At 66.8% G+C, this 13,367-nt stretch carries 13 protein-coding genes; 10 read left to right on the plus strand and 3 right to left on the minus strand.

Going from position 1 to position 13,367, the window contains the following annotated elements:
* The first annotated feature begins 2 nt into the window (after positions 1–2).
* The 5 genes from E3O65_RS16090 to pknB all read left to right on the plus strand — a co-directional run bounded on the left by E3O65_RS16090 (position 3) and on the right by pknB (position 7,537).
* Entirely contained in the window at positions 3–1,232 is a 1,230-nt protein-coding gene (locus E3O65_RS16090) for a PP2C family protein-serine/threonine phosphatase (RefSeq protein WP_134364733.1), read from the plus strand.
* The gene (locus tag E3O65_RS16095) at positions 1,216–2,613 is read left to right on the plus strand and encodes an FtsW/RodA/SpoVE family cell cycle protein (protein ID WP_134364734.1); all 1,398 of its coding nucleotides are present in this window, start codon (positions 1,216–1,218) and stop codon (positions 2,611–2,613) included. Before E3O65_RS16090 ends, E3O65_RS16095 begins: the two co-directional genes overlap by 17 nt.
* Positions 2,613–4,064 (plus strand): peptidoglycan D,D-transpeptidase FtsI family protein, encoded by a 1,452-nt coding sequence (locus E3O65_RS16100; RefSeq protein WP_134364735.1) that lies wholly within the window; start codon positions 2,613–2,615, stop codon positions 4,062–4,064. Before E3O65_RS16095 ends, E3O65_RS16100 begins: the two co-directional genes overlap by 1 nt.
* Complete coding sequence (locus tag E3O65_RS16105) at positions 4,061–5,776, plus strand: serine/threonine-protein kinase (protein WP_134364736.1); 1,716 nt, start codon at positions 4,061–4,063, stop codon at positions 5,774–5,776. Before E3O65_RS16100 ends, E3O65_RS16105 begins: the two co-directional genes overlap by 4 nt.
* 129 nt (positions 5,777–5,905) lie before the next feature.
* The gene (gene pknB / locus E3O65_RS16110; RefSeq protein ID WP_422386438.1) at positions 5,906–7,537 is read left to right on the plus strand and encodes a Stk1 family PASTA domain-containing Ser/Thr kinase; all 1,632 of its coding nucleotides are present in this window, start codon (positions 5,906–5,908) and stop codon (positions 7,535–7,537) included.
* Positions 7,538–7,540: 3 nt separating this feature from the next.
* Here the strand turns inward: pknB and E3O65_RS16115 are convergent, their stop codons facing one another.
* Genes E3O65_RS16115 through E3O65_RS16120 form a run of 3 tightly spaced genes read right to left on the minus strand, consistent with a single transcriptional unit; the run spans position 7,541 to position 9,156 of the window.
* Positions 7,541–8,179, minus strand: coding sequence for an anthranilate synthase component II (locus E3O65_RS16115; RefSeq protein WP_134364738.1), 639 nt, complete (start codon positions 8,177–8,179; stop codon positions 7,541–7,543).
* Positions 8,176–8,337, minus strand: a complete 162-nt coding sequence (locus tag E3O65_RS16855) for a hypothetical protein (protein ID WP_166785806.1) — start codon at positions 8,335–8,337, stop codon at positions 8,176–8,178. Before E3O65_RS16855 ends, E3O65_RS16115 begins: the two co-directional genes overlap by 4 nt.
* A gap of 9 nt (positions 8,338–8,346) precedes the next feature.
* Positions 8,347–9,156, minus strand: coding sequence for a class E sortase (locus E3O65_RS16120; protein ID WP_134364739.1), 810 nt, complete (start codon positions 9,154–9,156; stop codon positions 8,347–8,349).
* A gap of 81 nt (positions 9,157–9,237) precedes the next feature.
* Between E3O65_RS16120 and E3O65_RS16125 the strand changes: the two genes are divergently transcribed.
* The 5 genes from E3O65_RS16125 (at position 9,238) to E3O65_RS16145 (ending at position 13,366) form a co-directional block, all read left to right on the plus strand.
* Positions 9,238–9,483 carry a cell division protein CrgA gene (locus E3O65_RS16125; protein ID WP_134364740.1) on the plus strand — a complete coding sequence of 82 codons (246 nt, stop codon included), beginning with the start codon at positions 9,238–9,240 and terminating at the stop codon, positions 9,481–9,483.
* A 217-nt stretch (positions 9,484–9,700) separates the two neighbouring features.
* A complete protein-coding gene (locus tag E3O65_RS16130; RefSeq protein WP_134364741.1) occupies positions 9,701–10,195 on the plus strand; it encodes a Dps family protein in 495 nt (164 codons plus the stop codon).
* The gene (locus E3O65_RS16135) at positions 10,192–11,256 is read left to right on the plus strand and encodes an acyl-CoA dehydrogenase family protein (RefSeq protein WP_134364742.1); all 1,065 of its coding nucleotides are present in this window, start codon (positions 10,192–10,194) and stop codon (positions 11,254–11,256) included. The genes E3O65_RS16130 and E3O65_RS16135 overlap by 4 nt, the downstream gene beginning before the upstream one ends.
* Positions 11,250–12,650, plus strand: coding sequence for a bifunctional PIG-L family deacetylase/class I SAM-dependent methyltransferase (locus tag E3O65_RS16140; RefSeq protein WP_134364743.1), 1,401 nt, complete (start codon positions 11,250–11,252; stop codon positions 12,648–12,650). The genes E3O65_RS16135 and E3O65_RS16140 overlap by 7 nt, the downstream gene beginning before the upstream one ends.
* Entirely contained in the window at positions 12,647–13,366 is a 720-nt protein-coding gene (locus E3O65_RS16145) for a glycosyltransferase family 2 protein (RefSeq protein ID WP_134364744.1), read from the plus strand. The genes E3O65_RS16140 and E3O65_RS16145 overlap by 4 nt, the downstream gene beginning before the upstream one ends.
* The last annotated feature ends 1 nt before the right edge of the window (position 13,367 follow it).

Here is a 13,367-nt window from a genome sequence, read left to right on the forward strand (position 1 = left end):
GCATGGCGACAGTCAGTCACAGCGCGGCCGCGTCCCACGTTGGAAAGATTCGGTCCAACAACCAGGACTCCGGCTACTCCGGGCGTCACCTATTCTTGGTGGCCGATGGGATGGGCGGCCACGCGGGCGGCGACGTCGCCTCTGCGATCGCCACCAAGCGCATCACGGAAGCCGACCGGGACTATCAGTCGCCGCAGGACGCCGAGTTCGCCCTGCAGGCTGCCCTGATCGCCGCCAACTCGCAGTTGGCCGAGACCGTCTTCGAGCACCCTGAGCTCACCGGTATGGGCACCACCGTGAGCGCCCTCGTCGTGCTGCACGATGAGGTGGCGATCGCCCATATCGGCGACTCGCGCATCTATCTGCTCCGTGAGGGCGAGCTGTCGCAGATCACGATCGACCACACCTTCGTTCAGCGCCTCGTCGACAGCGGTCGCATCACCGAAGCGGAGGCCATGGTGCATCCGCGCCGCTCCGTGCTGATGCGGGTGCTCGGCGACGTCGAGTCGTCCCCGGAGATCGACACCTCCATCCTCGCCACGTTCGCCGGCGACCGCTGGCTGATCTGCTCCGACGGGCTCAGCGGCGTCGTTTCCAACACGGGCATCGCCGCGGCCATGCTCAGCCCTCTCGACGCGCAGGGCGTCGCCGACCGCCTGGTGAAGGAAAGCCTCGACGGCGGGGCCCCCGACAACGTCACCATCGTCGTCGTCGACATCGGTTCGCCCGCCGACCGGGTCGACTCCCCCGTCGTGGTCGGGTCGGCAGCCGCCCCCCTGGCGTTTGGCGAGGAGCCCACACGCGGCCGCGCGCTGCGCATGTCCAGCCTGCGCCTGCACCCGGTGCGGGAGACTCACTTCGAGCCCGACTCCCAGGACTACCTCTCCGAATTGATCGAAGAGGACAACCGCCGCGCACGCCGCCGTAAGGTCACCTGGCTGGTCGGCATCATCCTGCTGGTCCTGGCCATCGTCGGCGCCGGCTTCCTCGGTTACCAATGGACCCAGAGCCGCTACTACGTGGGGGTGGAGGGCAGCACGGTCGCCATATACCAGGGCGTGCAGCAGGACCTCGGCCCGCTCTCGCTCTCCTCCGTCTACGAAGACACCGACCTGGAACTGTCCGAACTGCGGGTCTATGACCGGCAACAGGTCGAACAAACCATCAGCGCGACGTCCCTCGCGGACGCAGTGCTCATCGTCGAACGGCTCCAAGATGCCAGCCTCCAGTAACCGGTCAACGACGACGGATGCGCCGGCGCGTCCGTCCCGCGTGCGCCGCCTGCATCTACCGCAGAAGCTGCGCAACCTCGAGTTGTTCCTGCTCCTCATCGCCTGCGGCATCAATGCCGCCAGCGTCGTACTCGTGCAGCTCGGCGCCCTCGGCCGCATCGACACCACCCTCGTACTGCTCGGCGCCGGCCTGTCGGCGCTGGTGCTGGCCATGCACGTGGTGCTGCGCTTCGTCGCCCGCGAAGCTGACCCCTTCATCCTGCCCATCGCCACCCTGCTCAACGGCCTCGGAATCGCCATGATCTACCGCATCGACCTGGCCAATGAGGAAACGGGCCTGGCCAGCGCTTCGGTTCGCCAGACCATGTGGAGTGCCCTGGCCATCGGCTGCGCTATTGCAGTCCTGCTGATCATCCGCAATCACCGGGTGCTGTTCCGCTACACCTACATCGCCGGCTTCGTCGGCGTGGCCTTGCTACTGCTCCCTCTCGTGCCCGGCCTCGGCCGCGAGGTCAGCGGAGCACGCGTGTGGATCGGCATCGGCTCCTTCGCCACCTTCCAGCCAGGTGAGATCGCAAAGATCGCCCTGGCGGTCTTCTTCGCCGGCTACCTCGTGCGCAACCGCGACAGCCTGTCCATGGTGGGCAAGAAATTCCTCTGGATGCGTTTTCCGCGCCTCCGCGACCTCGGCCCGATCCTTGTGGTCTGGGCATTGTCCATGTCCGTGATCATCTTCCAGCGCGACCTCGGCACCGCCCTGCTCTACTTCGGCCTATTCCTGGTCATGCTCTACCTCGCAACGGGCCGGCTCAGCTGGGTGCTTCTCGGAATGTCCCTCTTCCTCGGCGGCGCCATCGTCGCCAGCCAGACCCTGGACTACGTCAACGGCCGGTTCATGAACTGGCTCGATGCTCTGAACCCGGATGTCTACACGGCCGACGGCGGCAGCTACCAGCTGGTGCAGGGCCTCTTCGGGCTCGCCAAAGGCGGCCTCGTCGGTACGGGACTCGGCCAGGGCCGTCCGGAGATCACCCCAGTCCCGCAGAGTGACTACATCATCGCCAGCCTCGGCGAGGAACTCGGCCTGGCCGGCATCTTCGCGATCCTGGCCCTCTACCTTCTCCTCGTCGCACGCGGCTTCCGCATCGGCTTCGCCGGAAACGACGACTTTGGCAAGCTGCTCGGCGTCGGGCTCTCCTTCGTCATCGCCCTGCAGTGCTTCATCGTGATCGGCGGTGTCACCCGGGTGATTCCGCTCACCGGACTGACAACCCCCTTCCTCGCTGCGGGTGGGTCCTCCCTCGTGGCGAACTGGATCATCGTCGCCCTGCTTCTGCGCCTCTCCGACACGGTGCGCAACCAACCCAGGCTGGTGGTCTGATGAATCGTGAACTCAAGCGAGTGAGCTTGGTCGTTCTGCTCATGTTCGTGGCCCTCCTCACCTCGACGACGATCGTGCAGGTGTTCCAGGCGGACAGCCTGTCTGCGGATGCCCGCAACACCCGCACGCTGTACGACAGCTATTCCATCGAGCGCGGTCCGATCCTCGTCGGGGGCGAGCCGATTGCCCAGTCGATGCCCGCTGAGGACGACTACAAGTTCCAGCGCACTTATAGCAACGGACCGCTCTACGCACCGGTCACCGGTTTCCTGCCCCTCAACGGCGCACCCACCGGCCTCGAGCATGCCCTCAACAGCGAACTCAGCGGCACCTCGGACGCTCAGTTCTTCGACAAGATGAACGCACTGATCACGGGCCAGAGCCCGAAGGGGGCATCCGTCGAGGCCACCATCGACCCGGCTGCGCAGCAGGCCGCCTGGGACGCCCTCGGTGACCTCACCGGGTCGGTCGTGGTCACCGAGCCGGCGACCGGTCGCATCCTCGCCATGGTCTCCAAGCCCAGCTACGACCCGAACCTGCTCACGGTGCACGACAACCAGCAGGTCACCGACAACTACCAGGCCCTCCTCAACGACGAGTCCGACCCGCTGATCGACCGCTCCATCAACGCGCTCAACCCTCCGGGTTCGGTGTTCAAGCTGGTTGTGGTGACCGCAGCGCTGGAATCGGGCAAGTTCACCCCGGAGAGCACCTTCCCCAACCCGGCCACCTACCAGCTGCCTGGGTCATCGTCGATCGTCATCAACTCCGGCGGCGGAACCTGCGGCGGCGGCGACACGGTCACCATCGCGACCGCCCTGAAGCAGTCCTGCAACATCCCGCTGGCAGAACTCGGTCTGCAGCTGGGCGATGACGCCATCCGCGAAACGGCAGAGAAGTTCGGTTTCAACAGCGGATATTCGATTCCCCTCGACGTGTCCCAGAGCGCATACCCCACGGCTCTCGACGACGCGCAGACCGCACTGTCGGCCTTCGGCCAGACGGATGTCCGTGCCACGGCCATGCAGATGGCTATGGTTTCGGCCACGATCGCAAACGGCGGCGTGCTGATGGCCCCCAATCTGGTGGATGCGGTGACGGCCCCCGATCTGAGTCCGATTCAGGTCTTTGAGCCGCAGACCGTGGAACGGGTGATGAGCGCCGAAACGGCGGCGACACTGACCCAAATGATGGTCAATGGAGTCCAGGATGGCGCCGCCAGCAATGCAAGAATAGATGGGGTCAACGTGGCAGGTAAAACGGGTACGGCGGAGAACGCCGAAGACGAGCCTTACACGCTGTGGTTTACCGGATTCGCCCCAGCGGAGGATCCGAAATACGCGATCACCGTTCTCGTTGAAGATGGCGGGGGACTTGGCCAGACGGGGTACGGCAATCTGCTTGCCGCACCTATTGCAAAGCAGGTACTAGAGGCGGTGCTGAACAAATGAGACCTACATCAGGGCTCACCTTCGGGGGACGATACGAGCTGCAGTCCCGGATCGCCATTGGCGGGATGGGCGAGGTTTGGAAGTCCGTCGACCTCGTAATCGGTCGCACGGTCGCCATCAAGATCCTCAAGGATGAGTACCTCGGTGACCCTGGGTTCCTCGAGCGTTTCCGCGCCGAGGCCCGGCACGCCGCACTGGTCAACCACGAGGGAATCGCCAACGTGTTCGACTACGGCGAAGAAGACGGCAGCGCCTTCCTGGTGATGGAGCTCGTGCCCGGCGAGGCACTGTCCACGATCCTCGAACGCGACCACGTTCTTCCCGCCGACAAGGTCCTCGACATCGTCTCCCAGACGGCTGCCGCACTGCACGCTGCCCACGCCGCGGGCCTCGTGCATCGCGACATCAAGCCGGGCAACCTGCTGATCACGCCCGAAGGCCGCGTCAAGATCACCGACTTCGGTATCGCCCGCATCGCCGACCAGGTGCCGCTCACGGCGACCGGCCAGGTCATGGGCACTGTGCAGTATCTCTCCCCCGAGCAGGCCAGCGGACGCTCCGCCTCGCCGACGACGGATATCTATTCCCTGGGCATCGTCGCCTACGAGAGCCTCGCCGGCCGCCGCCCCTTCACGGGCGAGTCCCAGGTCGCAATCGCCATGGCCCAGATCAACGAGACCGCTCCCGACCTGCCGGCCACGGTGTCGGAGCCGGTGCGCAACCTGGTGATCTCCTGCCTGGCCAAGAACCCGGCTGACCGACCTGCCTCGGCCGCGCACCTGTCCCGTGCCGCCGCAGCCCTCCGCCGCGGTGACATCGCGGCGGCCGCGGCATCCGTACCCGCCATCATGAACGGCGCCACACCGACCTCAGCGACCATGCTGATGCCCGGTGCCGCCGGCATGGCGGCCACCACCGTGCTGAACACGGGCGCGCCCGCGATGCGCTCGACCACGGTCGCGGCCGATACCGACGAGGAGAAGAAGAAGCGTAGCCCGTGGACTTGGCCGCTGATCGCGCTGATCGCGCTGCTCGCCCTCGTTCTCACCGGCACCCTGATCGCGCTGTTCACGCAGAACGATCCGAGTACTCCGGTCGAGAAGCCCACGTCCAGCGCCACGCCGATTCCGAGCAAGACGCCGACGGCAACACCGAAGCCCACTCAGACTCAGACTCAGGCACCGACGGTCACCACCGTCGAGGTCAGCCTGGCTGATTTCCAGGGTCTGACCAGCGGAGAGGCTCGCGACAAACTGTCCGGACTCGGGCTCGTCGCGGACGTCCAGCCCGGCAACGCCGCAGCCGCCGCGGATCAGATCGTCGACACCGTCTACGAGGTGAACCCGACCGGCCCGGTCACGAAGGGCTCCACCATCACGGTCACGGTCTACACCGCGGCCGAGCCACCGGACGCCCCGACGGGCGCTCCCACGGTCGCCCCGGCAACGGCCGTGGCCGGCACCCAGGTGACGGCCAGCTGGACGGCGCAATCCTGTCCCAGCGGCCAGACCCTGTCGGGCTACGAGGTCGTCGCCGACGGTGCCGCCGAGTCCCCCGGTCCGGTGGGCCCGGACGCCACCTCGACCACGATCACCGCGGGTCCCGACGCCGGCACCTTCACGGTCAAGTTCCGCTACATCTGCGGTCAGGCCTCGTCCGACTACTCCGCGCCGTCGAACCCGGTCGCCGTCACCGCAGCTCCCGCCGGATAGCCGCGGCCCGAGGAGTTACGGCTAAAGTACGAAGATCTGTGTCTGCGACCTGGGAGTAATGCTGTGACTGATGAAGGCCGTCTTCTCGCTGGCCGTTACCGTGTGGGGGCACACATCGGGCGCGGCGGGATGTCCGATGTGCACATCGGCACCGATTCCCGCCTCGGCCGCACGGTCGCGATCAAGTTGCTCAAGTCTTCGCTCGCCGCCGACCCGGCTTTTCGCACCCGCTTCCGTCAGGAGGCGCAGGCAGCCGCCCGCATGGCTCACCCCACCATCGTGCGGGTCTTCGACGCCGGCGAGGAGACCATCACCGAGGGCAGTGGCCACGAGTCGCAGATCCCGTTCATCGTGATGGAGTACGTCGACGGCCGCCTGCTCAAGGACATCATCCGCGAGGGTCCCGTGCAGGCCGACGAGGCCGTGCGCATAATCGACGGCGTCCTGACGGCTCTCGAGTACTCGCACCGCGCCGGCGTCGTGCACCGCGACATCAAGCCGGGCAACATCATGATCACCAAGACCGGCCAGGTCAAGGTCATGGACTTCGGTATCGCCCGGGCCATCTCCGACTCGTCGACGACCGTGGCGCAGACCACGGCCATCCTTGGCACGGCCTCCTATTTCTCTCCCGAGCAGGCCAAGGGCGAATCGGTGGATGCCCGCACCGACCTGTATTCCACCGGAGTCGTCCTGTTCGAAATGCTCGCGGGACGAGCGCCGTTCCGCGGGGAGTCCCCCGTGGCCGTGGCTTACCAGCACGTGAGCGAGACTCCTGTCAAGCCCAGCTCGATCAACCCGAAGGTCTCCCCCGCCCTCGACGCCGTCGTGCTGCACGCGCTTGCGAAGGACCGCTTCGATCGCTACCAGAGCGCCGTCGATTTCCGCGCCGACGTCGATCTGGCCGCGGGCGGGCAGATCCCGGTCTTCCACAGCGCCGACGACACCGGTGGCGGCCTCTTCGCCGCTGCCCCACTGTCCGCCTCCGCCTCTGAACTCGCCCTCAAGCAACTCTCCGAGGACGAGTCCATGGTGCGCACCCAGCGCCGCCCGCCGGTGATCTGGATCTGGGCCGGCATCCTGAGCGTCGTCGTCATCGTGTTGTCCGTGATGATCTGGGCCTTCAGCCTCACCCCGAACAGTGACCTGCCCGACAACTCCCGCCGGGTGCCGTCACTCACCGGACTCAGCTACGACCAGGCGCAGACGTCCCTGCTGGACCAGGACCTCGCCGCCATCCGTGCCGAGGAGCCCAGCGCCACTGTCGCCAAGGACGAGGTCATCCGCACCGACCCTCCTGCCGGAACGATCGCCCAACCGACAGACCTGATCAGGGTGTACATCTCCACCGGGGCTCAGCCGGTCGACGTTCCCGATGTGACGAACCTGCCCCTCGCTGACGCCCAGACGGCGATCACAGACCTGGGTCTCACCCCCGGTTCGGTGACCCGGGAGAACTCTCCGAATGTCGCGGCCGGCCTGGTACTCCGCACCGACCCGGCTGCCGCGACGACGGAGAAGACCGGCGTCACGGTCAACTTCATCGTCTCGAGTGGACTCGTCGCCCTCCCCGACCTGGAGGGCCAGGCCCTGAGCGCTGCCACCGATCTTCTCAACGGATCAGACCTGCAATTGATCAGCATCCCCACCCCCGACGACACGTGCCCGCTGGCGGCCGGCTCGCCCGTCACCCGGCAGTCTCTCGCCCCGGGCGATGTGCCTCAGAAGTCCGAGGTCACGCTGTTCTACTGCGCCGGCTGACGCTCAGTTCAGCTTCAGCAGGGGAGTGAGGGCCTTCGCCGTCTCCTGCGCCTCGGGTAGGCCGGCCAAGGCGAGCCAGTTGGCCACCATGCGGTAGCCGCCCTCGGTCAGAACCGACTCGGGGTGGAACTGCACTCCCAGGATCGGTGCGCTCACGTGCCGGAGGCCCATGATCACTCCTCCCTGGGTGCGGGAGGTCACGATCAGGTCGTTCGGCACCGTGCCGTCGACAACGGCAAGGGAGTGGTAGCGGGTGGCCGTGAAGGGCTGGGGCACACCGTCGTAGAAATCGCTGCCGTCGTGCGTGATCTGGCTGGTCTTGCCGTGCATGAGTTCGTCGGCGTTGGTGACCGTGGCACCGAAGGCCTCCGCGATCGCCTGGTGACCCAGGCAGACGCCGAACAGCGGCAGTCCTGACTCGAGGGCCGCCCTCACGATGGGGATGGAGACGCCGGCGTCAGACGGCTTGCCGGGCCCGGGCGAGATGAGAACGCCGTCGAACTCCGCAATCCGGGTCGCGGCATCCGCGGGCTCGAAGGCGTCGTTGCGCAACACGACAGTTTCGGCGCCGAGCTCCATCAGGTAGCCGTTGAGGGTGTAGACGAAGCTGTCGTAGTTATCGATGACGAGGATGCGGGTCATGGGCTTTCCACCGTGACTTCCTGGTTGTTGACAATGGAATCCACCCACGGGAAAACCCAGGTGGACAGGGCGAGCAGAACGAGGGCCAGGAGAACGAGCACAAGCACGATCCGAAGCCAGAGCGGTCCGGGCAGAACCCGCCAGAGAGCAGCGTACATAGAGGCCTCCTAGCCCTTGGCCTGGGCGTTGATGACGGTCGCAACCTCGGGCGGCGGGCCGGCGGATGTCGGTTGCCACGATTCGAGTACTCCGTAAGCGATGATGCGCTCGGCCGTGGACAGCAGGGGATTGCAGCTGGTCAGGGTGATGAAACGGTCCACTGGGGTGACATCCGCGTTGTGCGGCACCGGCGCGATGACATCCACGGTGGTCGGCGCCACGTACTCGAGGTCGCGGAACCGATAGGTGTAGTAACCGTCGGCGGTCTGCACGTAGATCGCGTCGCCGAGCTGGAGTTCGTTGATCAGGTGCATGCCACCGCCATTGGCGCTGCGATGCGCTGCCACGGCGAAGTTGCCGACCTCGCCCGGCATCTGGGTGCCGGGGTAGTGCCCGATCCCCGACCGGGAACTGTTGAGCACGTCGTTGTTGATCCCCTCGGCAATGGACCGGTTGTATACCGCACCGAAACGCGGCACATAGAGCACGGCGAAAGTTTCGGACTCTGCGGGTGCCACACCGACGAGCGGCTCACCGAAATCGACCACCGCTGCAGCGTCTTCGGGGGCCGTGTCTCGGCTGGAGAGGTCGTCTTCGATCCAGGTCTGACTGATCTCGGCCGCCGCATTCGACTGCTGCCCCGCCATGACCATGTCATTCCACCAGAGCTGCCAGCCCAGAAAGGCGAACACGAGCACCCCCGCAGTGAGGAGCAGCTCGCCGAACACCCCAATGACGCTGATCTGCGCCGGTCGACGCCTGTCGCGCAAGGTTCGGCGGGTCGGCGCTGCGGGAGGCAGATCTACTCGCTCGGACATGTCTCGATTCTAATCGTGACGGTGCGTGTCGCCCGCAGGAAGCCTGCGTGGGATCCAGCCAAAGACGCTAGAATCGCAGTCATGTCACGCTCGAATCCCCGCACGAAGCCCGCCCGCAACGAGGTCGTCCGCTCCGGCGAGGCCGGTCCGAACCCCGTGTGGTTCAAACCGGTGATGTTCGGTTTCATGCTCATCGGCCTGGCTTGGATCATCGTCTTCTACGTGAGCCAGGGCACCCTGCCGGTGGCCAGTTTCGGATCGTGGAACATCATGGTCGGCTTCGGTATCGCCTTCGTGGGCTTCCTGATGACCACCCGCTGGCGCTAGCTCTCCCCCTGGCCCACCCCCGCTCACATCCAGAATGACAACGGTGTAATTATCCCCATGTGGATAACCTGTGGATAACTCTCCGTTCACCTGATTGCCCGGCGTGAACCCGATTGCCGGGCGCATCCGTGGCTAAGCTGCTCTGTAAACCAAACGGGGGGGCACCGACCGAAACGCGGTCGATTGTGTCTCCGTCGTGTGAGAGAGGCGCAACACAATGAAAGCATCAGCACAACTGGGCTCCAACCTGCAGTCCGTCCTCGTCGACCTGATCGAATTGCACGTACAGGGCAAGCAGGCGCACTGGAGCGTCGTGGGCAAGAACTTCCGTGATCTGCACCTGCAGCTCGACGAAATCATCGACGACGCCCGCCTGTTCTCTGACCAGCTGGCCGAGCGGATGCGCGCACTCGATGCCCTGCCGGACGGCCGCAGTGAAACTGTCACCGCGACCACCCACCTGCCCAAGTTCCCGGCCGGAGAGGTGGACACCACGGAGACCGTCGGCCTGGTCACCGACCGCCTCGACGCGACCGTTGACAACATCCGTGCCGTTCACGACGCCATCGACGAGGAAGACCCGACGAGCGCCGACATCCTGCACGCCTTCATCGAGAAGCTGGAGCAGTACTCCTGGATGGTCAGCGCCGAGAACCGTACTCCGCGAAAGCCCACGTCCAAGGCCTCGACCAAACCGGCCGGCAAGGATTGAGCCGGGAGCCGGTCTGGCTGACCGCGCCGGGGAAGCGACCGGCGGACTGCGGCCTGCAGGACACCGCGGCGGCGGCCTTCGCCGTGAACGGAGACGCCGGGCGAGCCCTGGACCTGTCCCGTTCCCTCGGTGGCTCCGTTCCCCGGCCGGGGAACGGACAGACCGTCCGGCTCTTTGAAACCCTGGCCACCCTGGCCGCCGTGGACCTCACAGCGGCCAGGGTGGCCGAGGCGCACCTGGATGCTCTCTCCATCCTCGACCAGGCCGACCTGGATCCGGCCGGGGTCGTCGTGGGCGGCAGCACGGAACCGACCTGGGGCGTCTTCGCCGCCGAAGGCGCGGGCGTCCGGCTCGACGCGCGGCAGACCGGTCACGAACGGTGGCACCTCGACGGCACGAAACCCTGGTGCTCGCTTGCCGGCTCTCTCAGCCACGCGCTGATCACCGCGCACACCTCGGCCACCACCCGGCGGCTGTTCATGGTCGCCCTGACCGACCCCGGGATCACCGTTCGCACGGACCTGTGGGTGAGCCGAGGCCTGCCGGACGTGCCGAGCGGACCGGTCGAGTTTCGAGACGTTTCGGCCCGTCCGGTCGGAAGCGACGGCTGGTACCTCCGCAGGCCAGGCTTCGCCTGGGGTGGAATCGGCGTCGCCGCCTGCTGGTGGGGTGGCGCCGTCGGCCTGGCCAGGCGCGTCTGGGAGTCCGTTCTCGAGCGGAAACCCGACCAGATCGCGCTTTCCCACCTGGGCGCCCTGGACGTCGCACTGACCGCGGCAGGGACCTCCCTGGCTGCCGCCGCCACGGCTATCGACGCCGGTGACGCCGTCGGCGAGCAGGGCGCGCTGCTCGCAGCGCGAGTCCGAGGCCAGATTGCGCGAACGGTCGAGGACGTGGTCGCCCGCACGGGCCATGCGCTCGGCCCGGCGCCGCTCGCTTTCGATCCACGGCACGCCGCGCGCGTGGCCGACCTACAACTCTACGTTCGCCAGCACCACGCCGAACGGGATGATGTTGCCCTCGGCAGTCGTCTGCGCGAGTCCGGGGTGTCCCCGTGGTGAGTTTCCAGCACGGCGAGGCCGGCACACCCGAGACCGTGTGGGCGGCCGCGCATCGCTTGTCGCAACCGCCGACGGAGGCACTGCCCCTCGATGAACTACGCCAGCTCGTCGTGGTCGCAGCGCACCCCGACGATGAAACGCTCGGTGCCGGCGGACTGATCTCCCGAGCCGGACGGGCCGGCCTACCGGTGACGGTGGTGGTGCTCACCAACGGTGAGGCCTCCCATCCCGGGTCCAGCACGCACGATCCCGCGCGGCTCGCGGCGCTGCGCCGGCTCGAGGTGACGGATGCCGTCGCGGCCCTGGCACCCACAGCGCTGGTGCGACTGGCCGAGCTTCCCGACGGTTCCCTCACCGCGTGCCTGGAGGAGGCGTCACGTGCGATTTCCGCCGCTATCGGGGCGGACGGGCCGGGAACCTGGCTGATCACGCCCTGGAGCCTCGACGGACATCCGGACCATACGGCAGCAGCCGACGCAGCCCGCCACGTCGCCCGGGGTCGGAACGTCAGACACTTCGAGTACCCGATCTGGGCCTGGCACTGGTCCACGCCGGACGACCCGGTCTGGTCGAACGTTTCGGTGCGGACCCTGCACCTCGCACCCGAAGACCGACGGCGCAAGTCCAGGGGCATGGCCCTGCATCGCAGCCAGGTGCAGCCACTCTCCGAGCTGCCCGGAGACGAACCGATCCTCCAGGCGGGCTTCAGTGCGCACTTCGACCGCGGCTACGAGACCTTCCTTGAGAGCGAGGCCGCACCGGAAACCCCAGCCCAGACCGAGACGAAACCGAGTTTGACCGGTGCGTTCTTTGAGGATTTCTACGCCGGCAGGCACGACCCGTGGGGTTTCGAGACCCGCTGGTACGAGGAACGCAAGCGATTCCTGACCCTGGCCGCACTGCCGCGCCGACGTTTTCGTGCGGCGCTGGAATTGGGCTGTTCGATCGGCGTGCTCACAGCCGGCCTGGCCGACAGGTGCGACAGCGTCCTCGCGGTCGACATCTCCGAGCAGCCGCTCCTGGTGGCCCGCGCCCGGCTGGCCGAACAACCCAGCGTCAGTTTCACGCGGCGCACGCTGCCGTCCGAATGGCCTGACGGCTCTTTCGACTTGATCGTGCTCTCCGAGGTCGGTTACTACTTCTCCGCGGCAGAACTGATCGGGGTGTTGGAACGGTGCCGCGACAGCCTCGCCGACGGCGGGGCGATCGTGGCCTGCCATTGGCGGCATCCGGTGCCGGAATATCCGTTGAGCGGCGACCAGGTGCACACAGAACTCGGCCGGCTGGCCGGGTTCGAGCGCACGGTCGAACATCGGGAGCGTGACTTCCTGCTCGAGGTGTTCGAACCCGCGCCGACTCGCTCTGTCGCGCAACGCGAGGGCCTGGTGCCGTGACCGGGCACGTTTCGATTGACAGGGTCGTCGTCGTGGTCCCGGCCCGTAACGAGGAGGAGCTCCTGCCGCGCTGCCTATCGGCGCTGGCCGTGGCCGTCGCGGATGTTGGCGGGGCGGCCGGCCAGAAGCAGCCCGTCGTCGATGTGGTGGTTGTGCTCGATCGGTGCACCGATGGCACGGCCGCTATCGCCGAAATCTGGCCTGGAATCGAGAGCATCAGCACGAACAGCGGAGCCGTCGGCGCCGCACGCCGCGCGGGTGTGCGACATCTGCTGCCGACATCTCACCTGTTCACGTCGGCGACCTGGATCGCCTCGACGGATGCCGACTCCGCCGTGCCGCCCAACTGGTTGTCCGCGCAGCTCACATTCGCCCGCAACTCTGTTGATCTCGTGCTGGGAACAGTGGTCCCCGACGAGGGGCTGTCCGACGGCGTCCGGGAACGATGGGACGCCCAGCACCGGCTGGTCGAGGGACACACCCATGTTCACGGCGCGAATCTCGGCGTGCGCGCCGACCGGTACCTTCAGGCCGGGGAATTCGCCCGCGTCGACAGACACGAGGACGTGCGGCTGGTCTCCGACCTGCGTAGTCTCCGGGTGAGCGAGATCCGCACCGAGCTGATCCCGGTGCTCACCTCCGGCCGGCTCACCGGTCGCGCCCCGGCCGGCTTCGCCGGCTATCTGCGCGACCAGGCGGCCGAGGCCCTCTCCTGAA

The organism is Cryobacterium breve, from assembly GCF_004402375.1.
Classification (GTDB): domain Bacteria; phylum Actinomycetota; class Actinomycetes; order Actinomycetales; family Microbacteriaceae; genus Cryobacterium; species Cryobacterium breve.